The organism is Xanthomonas sp. NCPPB 4037 (genome assembly GCF_041475695.2).
Classification (GTDB): Bacteria; Pseudomonadota; Gammaproteobacteria; order Xanthomonadales; family Xanthomonadaceae; genus Xanthomonas; species Xanthomonas campestris.
On record NZ_CM191261.1, the window covers coordinates 4,849,369 to 4,863,673 of the forward strand.

Here is a 14,305-nt window from a genome sequence, read left to right on the forward strand (position 1 = left end):
TACTTGGGAGTGCGTGGCGAACTCGCACTACATCGGGGGAAGACCCGCTGGTTCGATACGCAAAGGACGACATCGACAGCAGCCGACCCGACCCGGTCGACGTGCTGCTCTCGCATAATCCCGAGATGACCCACACGCGCACAAATGGCACGTCCTGGACCCTGCTGTCGCTGCGTCCCAGCGGCGAGCACGCGCCGCTGCGGCGTGCGGTGGCCCGGCATGGCGGCCAGTTGCTGGCGGTGTCGCCATGGCGTTTGCAGATCAACGACACGCTGCAGGCACGCGATGCGCTGCGGCAGGCACTGGGCGCGCCGATTGTCGTGTTCACCAGCCCGGCCGCCGTGCACGCGGCGCACCGGCTGCTGCCCTTGCAGCGGCCTGAACCGGCCAGGTGGGCAAGCGTGGGCGAAGGCACCGCGAGGGCGCTGCAGGCCTGCGGGATCGGCGCGGTGGTGCGCCCGGCGCGCATGGACAGCGAAGGCCTGCTGGCACTGCCGGTGTTCGACGCCCCGCTGCACACCGTAGGCCTGGTCACTGCGCCCGGCGGCCGCCGCATGCTGGCGCCGGCGCTGGAGCAGCGCGGTGCGCGGATCCTGCGCGCAGATGTGTATCAGCGTGTTGCGCTCCGGCTGCGCGCATCGACGCTGCATGCGTTGGAGGCCGCGTTGCCACGCAGCGTGATGGCCTTGAGCAGCAATGAAGCGCTGATGTTGATCGTGCAGCAGCTGCCGCCGTCATTGGCCACTGCATTGAAGACCCGCCCGGTGGTCGCCTCCAGCGACCGCATGCTGGAGGCTGCGCGCGCTGCGGGCTTCGTGCAGGTCCATCGCTCCGAAGGCCCACTGCCTGCGCAGTTGGCGGCAGCCGCCGCTGCGATCATGACGCCGCCGCCACCTTGCTGAACTGCGGACTCAAGCACAGCTTGCAGGTGTCTGTGGCCACACGCCATGCTGTGGCGGATGACTGCGGCGCCTGCGCCTGTCGTGACCGCCCGAGGATGCCCGAATGACCGACATGCCCGCTCCTGCGCGACGTTTCCCCCTGGCCTGGCTGCTGCTCGTCGTGGCGATCGTGGCCGTGGGCGTAGCGCTGTTTCTCGGGTGGCGCGCATGGCAGAGCTACCAGGACACCCAGATCCAGGCCGCCCAGGCGCAGCAGCAACGCTGGGACGGGACCCAGCAACTGCTCGACACCCTGCGCCGCGACCAGCGCCTGGCCAACGAACGCCTGCAGGATGCCGCCGCCACCAACCGCGTGCTGCGCGATGAAATGCTTGGGCTGAGCCAGCGCAGCGCATTGCTCGAAGACACCGTGCAGAAGCTGGCCGATCCCAACCGGCACGGCGCCCAGGCGCTGCGGCTGGACGAGGTGGAATTACTGCTGCGGCTTGGCCAGCAGCGGCTGAGCATCGCCGGCGATGCCGATGGCGCACGACGCGCCTACGCCCTGGCCAATGGCGCGCTCAACGGCATCGACGACCCGGGCTATCTCAATCTGCGTCAGGCGCTGGTGCAGGAGCGCGACGCCCTTGATCGCCTGGGTCCCGGCCCGCAGGCGCAGGTTGGTGAAGGGCTGGATCGCCTGGCAACGGACCTGCAGCGCCTGCCCGAGCAGAGCGCGCAGGACAGCGAGGCCGCACTGCCCTGGTGGCAGAAGGCCCTCTCGCCCCTGGTGGAAATCCGCCCGAGCCGTGGCGATGCGTTGATCACCGGTGGCGAGCGCACGGCCGCGCGCGATGCGCTGCAGATCGAAGTCAGCCTGGCACGTGCAGCGGCCGAGCGTGGTGATGCGCAGGGGTTCGCGCAGGCCTTACGGCGCGTGGACACCTGGACCACGCGGCTGTGGCCAGACTCGCCACAACGCCGCCAGGCACGCACGCGCTTGCGCGAACTGCAACAAGCGCCACTGCGTCCGCGCCTGCCGGAACTGGGCACCACCCTGCTGCAACTGCAGGCCATGCGTGAAGGGAGATCCACACAATGAAAGTGCTGCGTACCGTCTTGATCCTGCTGGTTGCCGTGGCGCTGGGTGTGCTGGGCGCGCAATGGCTGTCGCACCAGAACAGCTACGACCTGGGCAATGTGGTGGTCAGCGTGGGCGGCAACGATTACCGCGCTGCCATGCCGCAGGCGGTGCTGATTCTGGTCATCGCGCTGCTGGTGCTGTGGCTGTTGTGGACGCTGATCAGCCTGCCGTTCCGGGTCTGGGGCAAATACCGCCGCAAGAAGGGCCGTGCACGCCTGATCGAAGGCCTGCGCGCTGCCGATCACGGCCAGTGGCAGCGTGCCGAGCGCCTGCTGGTCAACGCCAGCGAGGACGAAGAAGTCAGCGGCATCGCCTTGGCCAGCGCCGTGCGCGTGGCCGATGCACGCGGTGACGTGGCCTCGGCCACGGCGCTGGCGCAGCAGCTGGCCGAGCGCGACCCCACCGCACACGCACTGCTGCAGGGCGAGCGGCATCTGGCGCAGCAGCGCCCGGTGGATGCGATCAATGCGCTCGACAGCGCCGCCGCCCAGCCGCTGCCGGCCCGCGGCCTGCTGTTACGCACGCATGCACTGGCGCAGATCGGACGCGCCGACGAGGCCTATGGCCAACTCGGCGCCCTGCGTCAGCAGGCGGTGTTGGCGCCGGAGGCCTACAGTGCACTGGAGGCCACATTGGCCGAGCAGACCTTACTGCAGGCCGGCGATGCCAACGCCCTGGCCGAACGCTGGGAAGCCTTGCCGAAAGCACTGCGCACCTACCCGGCCGTCGTGGGCGCCTATGCCCAACGCGCAGCCGTGCTGCACTGGGACGATGCCGCGGTGCACAGCCTGGAACAGGCGCTGGATACGCAGTGGGACGAATCGCTGGTGCGCCTGTACGGCGTGTTGCCGCTGGAAAAATACGATTCGCGGCGTGCCAGTGCGCAGCGCTGGCTGACCCAGCATCCGGACAGCCCCGGGCTGCTGCTCACCCTGGCCCGCCTGTCGCGTCATCAGCAACAGTGGTCGCAGGCCGAAGAATTCCTGCACCGCGCACTGGCCAATGGCGCCGGCGCCGATGCCTGGGAAGAACTGGGCCACGGGTTTGCAGCGGCCGGTGACCTGCTCTCCGCGCAGCACTGCTACGCCAACGCACTGCGCGCCGCGCGCGGCGAACCGGTGCTGGAGATCATGCCGCAGCAATCCATCCGCGGCCCGATCGTGGTGGCCCATGAAACGCCCCCATCCGACCCGATCACGCCGGACGATCGCCTCGTGTAATCAATGCGATTGTTCGGCCTTGCATCGGCGCACGCCACGGCTGCGCCACGTTGCATCAACGCTGGCGCTTTGCCTGCGGCGGTGATGGCAGATCGCTCAGGAATGCATCGCCGGCACCCAGATACCGTGCCTGCACGTGGTCGACCTGCGTCGGCGACAACACGCGCGACCCCAGGCGGCCGATCAACAGCATCACCGCCATCACGCCGGCACCGATCAGCCACCGGAACTTGCTATCGATCGAGAGCCCGCACACCAGCAACGCCAACACCGATGCCATCGCCACCGCGACATAGCGCACGCGGCGGCGCTCGTGTTGCGCGCACAGGGTAAGCACGTGCGCGCTGCGCTTGCGTAGCGCGATGGCCAGGATCACGTACGGCAGCACGCCCAGCAGCAGCGCCGCGTAGATCACCGGGTGGTGCCAATGAAAGATGTAGCGACGTGGCGGCATGTCGGCCGGCGCATTGCACTTGACGCACCGTGGCGGCAGATTGGCGCCCGCCGCACACACCAACACGTCGCCCTCGCGCCACACATCGCCGTTCGCCGGCGGCAGGTACAGGCTGGGTGGCTCGCGGAACTCGTCAGTCGACATCCATGCGTCCTTGCAGGTTTGGGATTGGAGATTGGGAATTGGGGATTCGTAAAATCAGGAGTCCGCGTCTGCTTTTGCGAATCCCCGATCCCGAATGCCCACTCCCACGCTGCACAGCAGCGTCAGCGTTCCACGATCGCCACCACGCCCATGCCGCCGGCGGTGCAGATCGAAATCAGGGCACGTCCGCCGCCGCGTTCTTCCAGCTGCTTGGCTGCGGTGGCCACCACGCGTGCGCCGGTCGCGGCGAACGGGTGGCCGGTGGCCAGCGAGGAGCCCAGCGGGTTGATCTTGTCCGGGTCGATGCGGCCCAGCGGCGCGTCCAGCCCCAGGCGATTGCGGCAGTAATCCTCGCTTTCCCAGGCGCGCAGCGTGCACAGCACCTGCGCGGCGAAGGCTTCGTGGATCTCGTAGATGTCGAAGTCCTGCAAGGTCAGCCCGTGCCGCGCCAGCATCTGCGGCACCGCAACCGTGGGTGCCATCAACAGGCCCTCGCCATGCACGAAATCCACCGCCGAGACCTGTGCATCGCGCAGGTAGGCCATCGGCGTGTGGCCGTGGGCCAGCGCCCAGGCTTCGCTGGACAACAGCACCGCGGCGGCGCCATCGGTGAGCGGGGTGGAATTGGCGGCAGTGAGCGTGCCGCGGCCAGAGGTCTTGTCGAACGCCGGCCGCAACGTGGCCAGCTTTTCCAGCGAGGTGTCCGCGCGCAGGATGTTGTCGCGCGACACGCCACGGAACGGGGCAATCAGCGCATCGAAAAACCCGCGCTCATACGCAGCCGCCAACTTGTGGTGCGAGGCCACCGCCCATTCGTCCTGCGAATCGCGCGAGATGTTCCATTCCTTGGCCATGTCCTCGCAGTGCTCGCCCATGCTCTTGCCGGTGCGCGGCTCGGCCACGCCGGGGAACTCGGGCTTGAGCTCGCCCAGCTTGAAACCACGCAGCAGCGCCTTGAGCTTGTCGCCGGTGGCCTTGGCGCGGTTGGCGGCCAGCAGGCGCGCCCGCAGCTTCTTGCCGTAGACGATCGGCACCTCGGAGGTGGTGTCCGAGCCGCCGCCGATGCCCGAGTCGATCTGCCCCAGCGCGATCTTGTTGGCGATGGTGATCACCGAATCCAGGCTGGTGCCACAGGCGCGCTGCAGGGTGATGCCCGGCGTGAGCGGCGACAGGCCCGACGACAGCGCGGCTTCACGGGCCAGGTTCCAGTCGGAGGAATGCTTGATCACCGCCCCCATCGCCACCTCGCCCAGTTGCTGGCCATGCAGCCCGAAGCGTTCGACCAGCGCGCCCAGCGTGCGCACCGACATGCCCAGGTTGCCCACGTCCGCGTATGCGGTGTTCTGGCGACAGAACGGGATACGAACGCCGCCCAGGATGGCGACGGGACGGGCTGCGGGCATCGGCTGACCTTGCATGAGGGACTCGGGGACATGGCCTGCACAGGGCCGGCAGGCATAATGGCCGCAGTGTAGCTTCGACCCTGTGATGGGCCAACCGCGAATCATGAGTACGACCGAACACGGCATGACCGCCATGGGTGTCCTGGCGCTGGAACTGACGGGCGGGACCGCCCCCACGCGTGGGGCGCTGGCGCCTGCGCAGGCCGGCATGCTGGCCGAGCGCATCGGCCGCGACCTGGCCCAGTGGATCCCCGAAGTGCGCGCGCTGGAGCTCAGCGTGGCGATGGCACATTTCGATCCCGCCGAAGTGCTGCGGCCGGGCTGGCCGCTGCACCGCCGCCTGGAAGAACTGCATGCACGCGCCCCGGGCCGCGATGAAGGCCCACGCGTGCTGGCATTCGGTGCCGATGCGCAGGGCGAGATTCCGCTGCCGTTCCAGGCCGATGCGCAGCTCACCGGCGGCGGCCTGCGGGTGCTGCCGTTCCTGTTCTCCGGTGATCCGCAGACGCTGGCCACCGTGGCCGATGCCATGGAAGAAGTGCTGCTGGCGCAGGGCATGGCCCAGGCCGATACCGCGTTGTTGGCACAGGAAAGCTTCGGTGCGCGTATCGAGCACGCGCGTTATCTCACCGGGCACGACCTGGCGGCGATGATGTCGATGCAGTACGACAACCAGGGCCTGGCGCCGCTGTGGCCGCTGATCGAAGCCGCGCTGCTCGCCCCGCAAAGTGAAGAGTGGCTGGATCAGTCGCCCGAGCCGGTGCTGCGCTATATCGGCGGCGAAGTGCGCATTGCCCTGTTCGATCCCGCCGGCTGGTGCGACCACTACGCGCACGAACGCGAAAATTGCGAACGCCTGCGCGGCGTTTACGAGCAGTACCTTGCCCGTCAGCGGCAGATGGCTGCCGTGCTGGAAGCCCATGGCTTGCCGGTGCTGTACGTGCATGTGGAGCCCGGCCAGGATCCGCGGCAGGCGCTGGCCGCATGACCTCGGCGCCGGCCTCCACCGCACCCGCCCTGCGCGGGATGCTGGAGACCGGCGTGTACGTGGCCGATCTCGACCGCGCCTGTGCGTTCTACGCGCAGGTGCTGGGCTTGCAGCCGATGCACCGCGATGCACGCATGGCTTCCTATGCGATTGCGCCTGCGCAGGTGTTGCTGCTGTTTCTGCAAGGCAGCACGACCACCACCGTCCGTTTGCCCGGCGGCACCATTCCGCCGCACGACGGCCACGGGCACACCCATTACGCGTTGGCGATCGCCACCGAGTCGCTGGCGGCCTGGGAAGCGCATTTGCACGCGTGCGATGTCGCCATCGAAGGCCGCACGCAGTGGCCGGGCGGTGGCCAGAGCGTGTATTTCCGTGATCCCGACGACCATCTGGTCGAATTGGCGACGCCGGGGCTTTGGCCTAATTATTAAAGCGTTTTTAATTGGTGCGGTGCGCCTATCGCGGCGTGCTGTGGGCTGTGTGCTGTGGGCTGCGCATGGGATCAAGAACGCGCGTCATCAGACCGATTCAACTGGCTTGATGAGCAGGCGGCAGTCACGTTACGCGCCAGCCGCTTGAATGCATCTCGGTCTTCGGCGCGCGAGTCAAAATTGCACGCGTAGGAGCGCGCTTGCGCGCGACGGGGCGTTATCGGTGAGGCTGCGTCTTCGGTAAAGCTTCATCGCGCGCGAGCGCGCTCCTACGGTGCTACGTGGTCTGTGGGCATCGCTGTGTGGTCACGCCGTGGTATCCACCGCGGCGTGACCATTGACCATTACTTGGTCGGTGCGGGCGCGTTGTCGGTGGTGATCACGCCACACGCCAGACGGCCGCCGGCGTTGCCGGTGGGCTGGGTCTTGTAGTCGTCCGGGTCGGCGTGGACGATCACGGCGTGGCCGGCGATGTCGGACTGGTCGGCCTTACCCAGGTTGACGTTGCTCGCCACCGGGCCGTCGATGCTGGCATTGCCCTGCGCATCGGCCTTGATGTTGGGCATGTCGCCGCCGTGGTGCGGGTCGGCGCCGACCATGCCGTGGTCGGTCTGGGCTGGGTTGAAATGGCCGCCGGCACTGCTGCCGTCCGGCGCACTGCAATCGCCCTTCTCGTGAATGTGGAAGCCGTGCTCGCTGTTGGGCTTGAGCCCGCTCAGCTGGCCGGTGACACGCAGGGCGCCGTCCACGGTCTTGAAGGTAACTGTGCCCTTGACCTCATTGCCCTTGGTCGGCTTGAGCTCGGCGGTGGCCGTGGTGGTGGCCGCCGCTTCGGTGACCATCGAGGCGGCATGCTCGCCGCCGTGAGCGGCTTCGGCCGGGGTGCCGGCCTGCGGGGCGGGCGCTGGTTCGGCCGGGGCGGGCTCGTCGCGTTTGCAGGCCGTCAGGACCAGCGCGGTGGCCAGGAACAGGGTGGTGGGAAGAATACGCATGAATCACTCCTCAAAAGACGCCGCGGGGGCGGCATGGGTGCCCACGGCTCAGGGCTGCAAAGGCGGTGTCTGCCACTTGGTGGCACGGATGACGCCACAGGCCAGCCGCGCACCGGCGTTGCCGCTGGGCTGGCTGCGGTAGTCGTCGGCATCGGCATGCACGATCAGCGCCTTGCCGAGTACGTCGCTGGGCGCGGCGTCGCCCAGGGTGATATCGCTCAGGATCATGTCCAGATGCGCCACGCCTTCCGCGTCGGCGCGCAGGTTGTCCATGTCGCCCAGATGGTGGCTACCGTTGCCGGCACGGCCGTGCGCTGCGCCGGTGGGATTGAAATGCCCACCGGCGCTGCTGGCATCGGCCGCGCTGCAATCGCCACGCTCATGCACATGGAAGCCGGCGACCGCACCGGGCCGCAGACCACCGACGGTGCCGGTGAGGCGAATGCCGCGCAGCGCAGGCACCAACACCACCCGGCCACTCACCAGGCTACCCGAGGCCGATGCCAGCGGCGCTTCGGCCTGCTGCACCGCGCGCACGGGAACCACCCGCGCAGGCACCGGCGGCGTCGGGGGCGCAGGTGGCGTGCTGCTGCAGGCAGCCAGTGCCAAAGCAGTAAGGGCAACGACGGTGGACGACCGGTAACGCATCGAGCTGTTCTCCTGATCAGGCTGAAACCTATGCGGCCGCATGTTCACGTGTCATGAAATGCGCCGTGCGGCAGGCCGGCAGTGTACGGGTGACGGACGCGGTTGGAGTCACCGATGACGGGGGCGCCGGTGTTGACTGACGAACGCGCGACGGGCAGCTCGTGATGCAGCGTGCGCGCGCCATCGGTTCTGCAGGAAGAAGGGATCGGTGCAACCGAAGCGCCATAACCACGCAATCGACACACCCGGCGGCAGTGCCACATCGCGTGCCTGCGCCAGCGCATCGAAGCGCTGCAAGGCCTTGGCATGGAAGGCCGCCTCGCCAGCGTCGGCGTCGGCGTCGGCGTCGGCGGGCAATGGGCCAGCGGATAGGCCTCAAGCGCATCGCGCACCTCGCCGATCAGGTGCTGACGTGCGCGCGTCATGCGAGAAACCGGTGCAGCACGGCGCTACGGGCAAGCGGCGTGCGCGGGTTGTACGCAGGCTGCGATTTCCAGCGTTTTGAGCAGTGCAGCTGCAGCGTGATCGACTGACAACCCACTCATCTGCAGATGCGCAATTCCAGGGCGCACCGACTGCCTTTCGCCGCCATGTCCAGCGCCCGTACGATCAGTGGGTTGGGCTTCTCAAGGCGCAATCAATGCGAGCCTCTGACTCGCGTTAGCCAGATACGACTATAGGCGCAGCGCGTCTAGCGACTGCTGGGGCGCGCCGCAAACAGCTGCAACGCGCGCAAGTGACATGATGCTTACGTGGTTGCCGCTGCCGATGTCGCGCGCGCGTACGATCAGCGGGCGGGACTTCCCACCGCGGATTCAACGCGAATGCCGCACGCGCACTAGCCCGATACGACTGCATGCCTCGCGCGTCTAGCGCCTGCTGGCGCACGCCGCAAGTCGCTGCAGCACGCGGGGCTGACATACTTTCCCCTCTGCGCAGATTGATGCAGCACCTGGCCTGCTTGGCCGTGGCGTTGTTGTGTGCGCGCCGTTGGTGTGCCGGACACTCAATGGCACACAGCAGGCTTGCGTGAGCGACGAGAACCTCCTGCTCCAACCGCGCAATCCGCACGCCCTGCTGGCGGATGGACGTGTGGAGACACGTACGCCAGGACACGAGGACTTGCGGGCATCACAGCGACAGCACGACGCCGCACACCCACGCAGCGCGCGACGTACCTCAGCGCCGCTTGCGCCCCGGCCCCAGCTTGCGGGTCACGGTGTTGCGGCCCAGGCCCAGGCGGGCGGCGGCTTCGGCGCGGCGGCCCTGGGTGAGTTGCAGTGCGGCTTCGAGAAGGGTTTTGTCCAGGCGTTCGCGCGCTTCGGCGTGCAGGCCCTGCGCACCTTCGCTCAGGCGCTGCGCCGCCCAGCTGGAGAGCATCTCGTCCCATTGCCCATCGCTGCGTCCGGCGCGCACGCGGCGTCCACCGCGCGCGAGTGCGGCATCGACATCCACCACATCGATGGTGTCTGCGGTGGCCAGCGCGGCCAGGCGCCAGCACACGTTTTCCAGTTCGCGCACGTTGCCGGGCCAGTCGTACTGACGTAGCGCCTCCAACGCGGCAGACGACAAGCGCTTGGGCAGCATGTCGAGCTTGCGCCCGGCCATGGCCAGGAAGTTTTCCGCCAGCTGCGCGATGTCGCCGCGGCGTTCGCGCAGCGGCGGCAGCTGCAGCCGCACCACATCCAGGCGATGCAGCAGATCGGCGCGGAAGCGGCCCTGTTCGACCAGGGCTTCCAGGTCCTGGTGGGTGGCGGCGATCACGCGCACATCCACGCGGATCAGCTCGCGCCCGCCGACACGGAAGAATTCGTTCTCGGCCAGCACGCGCAGCAATCGGGTCTGCAGCGGCAGCGGCATGTCGCCGATTTCATCCAGAAACAGCGTGCCGCCGTCGGCCTGTTCGAAGCGGCCGATATGCCGCTTGGTGGCGCCGGTGAAGGCGCCGGTTTCGTGGCCGAACAACTCGCTTTCCAGCAGCTCGGCCGGAATGGCGGCAGTGTTGAGCGCAACGAACGGTTTGCGTGAACGCGGCGATTCGTTGTGCAGCGCGCGCGCCACCAGCTCCTTGCCGGTGCCGGTCTCGCCATTGATCAGCACCGACAACGGCGCCTGCGCCAGCCGGCCGATCGCACGGAACAAGGCCTGCATTGCCGGGGTGTCGCCGATCAGCGCGGCCGAGCCTTCGGCCACGGGCGTCCCAAGCGTGTCTTCAACCGCCGCATCGGCATCGGGCAGTGCACGCGCAGCCAGCGCCACCGCATCGTCCAGGTCGAACGGCTTGGACAGGAATTCGTGCGCGCCGCCACGAAAGGCACCGGCGGTGCTGGCGACATCGGTGTAGGCCGACATCACGATGACCGGCAGCTGCGGGTGCTTGGACTTGAGCTTGTCGAGCAGGGTCAGGCCGTCTTCGCCCGGCATGCGCACGTCGGTGAACAGCAGGTCCGGCGTGGGCCGCATTGCCAGCGCCTGCAGCGCGGCTGCGGCGCTGTCGAAACCGTCCACCGCGTAGCCGGCATCGCGCAAGGCGGTGGACAACACGAAGCGGACCGAACGGTCGTCGTCGACCACCCAGATGCGGTGGGATACGGCGGCGGCCTCAGCCATGCAGATGCTCCTTGTCGTGATCGCCGGCCAGCTCGGGCAGCAGCAGGGTGAAAACGGTATGGCCCGGCCGCGAGCGGTAGGTCAGCGTGCCGTGGTGTTCGCGCGAGACCTGCTGCGCCAGCGCCAGGCCCAGCCCGCTGCCTTCTGCACGCCCGCTGACCAGCGGCAGGAACAGGTGCTCGGCCAGTTCTTCGGGCACGCCGCCGCCGTCGTCGATGATTTCCAGCCGCAGCGACATGGCGTGCACGCGGTCGCGGATGCGCTGGCCATGCTCGACGCGGGTGCGCAGGGTCACCCGGGTGGCGCCAGCCTGGAAGGCGTTGCGCACCAGGTTCCACACTGCCTGGGTGAGCCGGTCCACGTCGCCGAGGATGTCGGGGATGCTGGGGTCGTAATCACGCTGCACCTGCACCGACCAGCCGCCTTCGGCCTCGGCCAGCCGCAACACGCGTTCGAGCACCACATGGATGTTGAGACGCTCGTGCGGGCGTAAGGGTGAGGGTGAAAGCAGGCGTTCGAGCAGGGTGTTGAGGCGTTCGATTTCGGTGCCGATCAACTCGATCAGCTCGCGTTCGTCCTCGTCGCGCCCGGCAGCGCGGCGCGCCAGCAACTGGGCGGCGCCCTTGAGCCCGGCCAGCGGGTTGCGCAGCTCGTGAGCCAAGCCCTTCAGCGCCGCGCTCAATGCGTTGGGCAACGCGTGGGTGGGGTCCAGCGCGGGGAATTCGTCGACCGGATGGGTTTCCAGCAGCCAGCCGCCGTCGTCCAGCCGCGACAGCCAGCCTTCGGCAAAGCGCGGCGCGTCATTGGGCAGGCCCAGGGCCAGCCGGTGCAGCCGCAGGATGTCGCGCTCGTCGTTGAGCAGAAAGCGCGCCAGCGCGTCGCCCTGCACTTCCAACGCGGCCAGCGGCTGGTCCACCAACCGGCGCGCACTCACGCCGAGCCAGCGCGCGAACGCGGGATTGACCCCCAGCACGCGCCCGTCGCGGTCGGCCCAGGCCACCGGCGTACCAAGGCTGTCAAGGGAAGGCGTGGATGACGACATCAGCATTGCACCAATTTAGTGCAAGCACCGCCCGACCGGCGTAGCAGAGCCGCCGATGGGGCAATACCCGGAGATGAGGGAACTGGGGCGAGGACGTGCAGCGGGCCAGCGCGCAACCACTCGGGACTGAGGGGCGTGGGGCGGGTCATGCAGGCACCTCGGCAACGTGGCCCGGCGCTTGGTGCCGGGCCGGGGGACAGCAGACCCGGCGCGGGCATTCCCGGCCGGGTCGTCGTGCAGCCCGCGGCATGCTGGCCGCGGGCGGTCATGCTCAGGACTCGTAGGCAGCTTCGCCGTGCGAGGTGATGTCCAACCCCTCACGCTCGGCTTCTTCGGTGACGCGCAGGCCGAACACCAGCTTGGCGACCACAAAGCCCACCACCGACACCACGCCGATCCAGCCCACCGTGATGCCCACGCCCAGCGCCTGGATGCCGACCTGATGCAGCATGTCGTAGTCGCCGCCCTTCTGGCCGCCCAGCGAGGCCGCCGAGAACACGCCGGTGAGGATCGCGCCGATGATGCCGCCCAGGCCATGCACGCCGAACACGTCCAGGCTGTCGTCGGCACCAAGCAGGCGCTTGAGGCCAGTGACGCCCCACACGCACAGCACGCCGGCCGCCAGGCCAATGATGATCGCGCCGAACGGGCCCACCGTGCCGCAGGCCGGCGTGATGCCGACCAGGCCGGCGACCATGCCCGAGGCCACGCCCAGGGCGGAGGACTTGCCCTTGATGATCTTCTCGGTGAGCGACCAGCCCAGGACCGCGGCTGCGGTGGCCAGCAAGGTGTTGAGGAAGGCCAGCGCCGCACCGGCATTGGCTTCCAGGTTGGAACCGGCGTTGAAGCCGAACCAGCCCACCCACAGCAGCGACGCACCGACGAAGGTCAGGGTCACGTTGTGCGGCTTGATCGCCTCACGCCCGAGCCCGGCCCGCTTGCCCACGAAGTAGGCGCCCACCAGACCGGCGATACCGGCATTGATGTGCACCACCGTGCCACCGGCAAAATCCAGCGCACCCAGCCCGAACAGATAGCCACCGGTGGCCCAGACCATGTGCGCCAGCGGCAGGTAGCCGAAGGTGAACCAGATCACCGAGAACAACAGCACCGCCGCAAACTTGGCGCGTTCGGCAAAGGCACCGACGATCAGCGCACCGGTGATGCCGGCGAAGGTGGCCTGGAACGCCACGAACACGTATTCCGGCAGGCTGACGCCCTTGGTGAAGGTGGCCGACAACGTTTCGATGGTCACGCTCTTGAGCAAGGCCTTGTCCAGATTGCCGATCCACGCACCTTCGCCGGAGAACGCCAGGCTGTAGCCGTAGAACACCCACAGCACCACCAGCAGCGAGAACACCACCGCCACCTGGATCAGCACCGACAACACGTTCTTGGCGCGCACCATGCCGCCATAGAACAGCGCCAGGCCCGGCACCACCATCAGCAGCACCAGCAACGTGGAGGTCAGCATCCAGGCGACGTCGCCCTTCTCCACCACCGGCGCCGCCTCGGCCGCCGCAACCGGCGCGGCGGCCGGCTGTGCGGTGGGGAGCGGTTCGGTGGTGACCGGCTCGGTCGGCAATGGGGTGACCTGCGCGCCGGACTGAGCCTGCGCGTTGCCCAAGCCGCCAACCACCAGCGCACTGAACAGCATCAGCATGCAGACGCTGTAGAACCGGGCTTTCCACCCGGCAACAAGACCTGTCTTCATAGGGACTCCGGGGTGGGTGGGGTCAGAGCGCATCGGCGCCGATCTCGCCGGTGCGGATACGCACGACTTGCTCGATCGCGGTCACGAAGATCTTGCCGTCGCCGATCTTGCCGGTGCCGGCGGCGTTCTGGATGGCCTCGACCACCGCATCCAGCCGGTCGTCGGTCACCACCGTCTCGATCTTGATCTTGGGCAGGAAATCCACGACGTACTCGGCGCCGCGGTACAACTCGGTATGGCCTTTCTGCCGGCCGAAGCCCTTGACCTCGGTAACGGTGATACCCGACACGCCAGCTGCGGACAGGGCCTCGCGGACCTCGTCGAGCTTGAACGGCCGGATGATGGCGGTGATCAATTTCATGCGCATACCCCGAATGGTGGAAAGAACCGGCCGGCATTGCGCCGACCGGCGGTGTCATTCACCTGGATGCCAACCCCGGCATCCCCGATTCCTGATGAATCGTCACACGGTGGCGCAGACCCCAGCGGATGCGATGCATCCGCCTCGTGTGAGAGGTCAGGCCCGCGCACCGCGTGCTGTGTACTCTCTCGTCCCCTAGCGGCCCACGGCACCTGCCATGGACCCTCGAACATGTGCGGCGATGGCGGAGGTGGGAGGGGGGGCCTCCGC

Annotated in this window: 13 protein-coding genes and 1 pseudogene; 5 read left to right on the top strand and 9 right to left on the bottom strand. The window is 68.1% G+C overall.

The features are described from left to right. Positions 1–125: 125 nt before the first annotated feature. The 3 genes from ACCQ01_RS21330 to ACCQ01_RS21340 all read left to right on the top strand — a co-directional run bounded on the left by ACCQ01_RS21330 (position 126) and on the right by ACCQ01_RS21340 (position 3,245). Positions 126–902: a uroporphyrinogen-III synthase gene (locus ACCQ01_RS21330; RefSeq protein WP_372358836.1), complete on the top strand. Its 777-nt coding sequence runs from the start codon at positions 126–128 to the stop codon at positions 900–902. Between the two features lie 103 nt (positions 903–1,005). Beyond that, the gene (locus tag ACCQ01_RS21335; protein ID WP_228432788.1) at positions 1,006–1,983 is read left to right on the top strand and encodes a uroporphyrinogen-III C-methyltransferase; all 978 of its coding nucleotides are present in this window, start codon (positions 1,006–1,008) and stop codon (positions 1,981–1,983) included. Beyond that, complete coding sequence (locus ACCQ01_RS21340; RefSeq protein ID WP_115005485.1) at positions 1,980–3,245, top strand: heme biosynthesis protein HemY; 1,266 nt, start codon at positions 1,980–1,982, stop codon at positions 3,243–3,245. Before ACCQ01_RS21335 ends, ACCQ01_RS21340 begins: the two co-directional genes overlap by 4 nt. A 55-nt stretch (positions 3,246–3,300) precedes the next feature. Here ACCQ01_RS21340 and ACCQ01_RS21345 read toward each other — a convergent pair whose 3' ends face one another. Next, positions 3,301–3,843 carry a hypothetical protein gene (locus tag ACCQ01_RS21345; RefSeq protein WP_228432789.1) on the bottom strand — a complete coding sequence of 181 codons (543 nt, stop codon included), beginning with the start codon at positions 3,841–3,843 and terminating at the stop codon, positions 3,301–3,303. Between the two features lie 122 nt (positions 3,844–3,965). After that, on the bottom strand, positions 3,966–5,261 hold the full coding sequence (locus ACCQ01_RS21350; RefSeq protein WP_012437008.1) for an acetyl-CoA C-acetyltransferase: 1,296 nt from the start codon (positions 5,259–5,261) through the stop codon (positions 3,966–3,968). A gap of 88 nt (positions 5,262–5,349) precedes the next feature. Between ACCQ01_RS21350 and ACCQ01_RS21355 the strand changes: the two genes are divergently transcribed. Together ACCQ01_RS21355 and ACCQ01_RS21360 are read left to right on the top strand one after the other, a co-directional pair. Beyond that, positions 5,350–6,234 carry a hypothetical protein gene (locus tag ACCQ01_RS21355; RefSeq protein WP_228432790.1) on the top strand — a complete coding sequence of 295 codons (885 nt, stop codon included), beginning with the start codon at positions 5,350–5,352 and terminating at the stop codon, positions 6,232–6,234. Continuing rightward, a complete protein-coding gene (locus ACCQ01_RS21360) occupies positions 6,231–6,668 on the top strand; it encodes a VOC family protein (protein WP_181921594.1) in 438 nt (145 codons plus the stop codon). The genes ACCQ01_RS21355 and ACCQ01_RS21360 overlap by 4 nt, the downstream gene beginning before the upstream one ends. 344 nt (positions 6,669–7,012) lie before the next feature. On the opposite strand, the gene ACCQ01_RS21365 is transcribed toward ACCQ01_RS21360, so the two are convergent. The 7 genes and pseudogenes from ACCQ01_RS21365 to ACCQ01_RS21395 form a co-directional block, all read right to left on the bottom strand. Next, positions 7,013–7,660 carry a superoxide dismutase family protein gene (locus tag ACCQ01_RS21365; protein WP_019237109.1) on the bottom strand — a complete coding sequence of 216 codons (648 nt, stop codon included), beginning with the start codon at positions 7,658–7,660 and terminating at the stop codon, positions 7,013–7,015. A gap of 48 nt (positions 7,661–7,708) precedes the next feature. Next, positions 7,709–8,308 carry a superoxide dismutase family protein gene (locus ACCQ01_RS21370; protein WP_228432791.1) on the bottom strand — a complete coding sequence of 200 codons (600 nt, stop codon included), beginning with the start codon at positions 8,306–8,308 and terminating at the stop codon, positions 7,709–7,711. A 213-nt stretch (positions 8,309–8,521) separates the two neighbouring features. Continuing rightward, positions 8,522–8,712 (bottom strand): annotated as a pseudogene (locus ACCQ01_RS21375) (hypothetical protein); the annotation flags it as partial. 775 nt (positions 8,713–9,487) lie between these two features. Beyond that, positions 9,488–10,918: a nitrogen regulation protein NR(I) gene (gene ntrC, locus ACCQ01_RS21380; RefSeq protein ID WP_011035445.1), complete on the bottom strand. Its 1,431-nt coding sequence runs from the start codon at positions 10,916–10,918 to the stop codon at positions 9,488–9,490. Continuing rightward, the gene (locus ACCQ01_RS21385) at positions 10,911–11,966 is read right to left on the bottom strand and encodes a two-component system sensor histidine kinase NtrB (RefSeq protein WP_014509462.1); all 1,056 of its coding nucleotides are present in this window, start codon (positions 11,964–11,966) and stop codon (positions 10,911–10,913) included. Before ACCQ01_RS21385 ends, ntrC begins: the two co-directional genes overlap by 8 nt. A gap of 265 nt (positions 11,967–12,231) precedes the next feature. Beyond that, complete coding sequence (locus tag ACCQ01_RS21390) at positions 12,232–13,674, bottom strand: ammonium transporter (protein WP_228432793.1); 1,443 nt, start codon at positions 13,672–13,674, stop codon at positions 12,232–12,234. 22 nt (positions 13,675–13,696) lie between these two features. Beyond that, a complete protein-coding gene (locus tag ACCQ01_RS21395) occupies positions 13,697–14,035 on the bottom strand; it encodes a P-II family nitrogen regulator (RefSeq protein ID WP_002808480.1) in 339 nt (112 codons plus the stop codon). Between the last annotated feature and the right edge of the window lie 270 nt (positions 14,036–14,305).

What these genes read in the sequence shown, in the direction of transcription:
- ACCQ01_RS21330 (WP_372358836.1), top strand. Translation starts at nt 126, where the DNA reads ATGACCCACACGCGCACAAATGGCACGTCCTGGACCCTGCTGTCGCTG.
- ACCQ01_RS21335 (WP_228432788.1), top strand. Translation starts at nt 1,006, where the DNA reads ATGACCGACATGCCCGCTCCTGCGCGACGTTTCCCCCTGGCCTGGCTG.
- ACCQ01_RS21340 (WP_115005485.1), top strand. Translation starts at nt 1,980, where the DNA reads ATGAAAGTGCTGCGTACCGTCTTGATCCTGCTGGTTGCCGTGGCGCTG.
- ACCQ01_RS21345 (WP_228432789.1), bottom strand. Translation starts at nt 3,843, where the DNA reads ATGTCGACTGACGAGTTCCGCGAGCCACCCAGCCTGTACCTGCCGCCG.
- ACCQ01_RS21350 (WP_012437008.1), bottom strand. Translation starts at nt 5,261, where the DNA reads ATGCAAGGTCAGCCGATGCCCGCAGCCCGTCCCGTCGCCATCCTGGGC.
- ACCQ01_RS21355 (WP_228432790.1), top strand. Translation starts at nt 5,350, where the DNA reads ATGAGTACGACCGAACACGGCATGACCGCCATGGGTGTCCTGGCGCTG.
- ACCQ01_RS21360 (WP_181921594.1), top strand. Translation starts at nt 6,231, where the DNA reads ATGACCTCGGCGCCGGCCTCCACCGCACCCGCCCTGCGCGGGATGCTG.
- ACCQ01_RS21365 (WP_019237109.1), bottom strand. Translation starts at nt 7,660, where the DNA reads ATGCGTATTCTTCCCACCACCCTGTTCCTGGCCACCGCGCTGGTCCTG.
- ACCQ01_RS21370 (WP_228432791.1), bottom strand. Translation starts at nt 8,308, where the DNA reads ATGCGTTACCGGTCGTCCACCGTCGTTGCCCTTACTGCTTTGGCACTG.
- ntrC (WP_011035445.1), bottom strand. Translation starts at nt 10,918, where the DNA reads ATGGCTGAGGCCGCCGCCGTATCCCACCGCATCTGGGTGGTCGACGAC.
- ACCQ01_RS21385 (WP_014509462.1), bottom strand. Translation starts at nt 11,966, where the DNA reads ATGCTGATGTCGTCATCCACGCCTTCCCTTGACAGCCTTGGTACGCCG.
- ACCQ01_RS21390 (WP_228432793.1), bottom strand. Translation starts at nt 13,674, where the DNA reads ATGAAGACAGGTCTTGTTGCCGGGTGGAAAGCCCGGTTCTACAGCGTC.
- ACCQ01_RS21395 (WP_002808480.1), bottom strand. Translation starts at nt 14,035, where the DNA reads ATGAAATTGATCACCGCCATCATCCGGCCGTTCAAGCTCGACGAGGTC.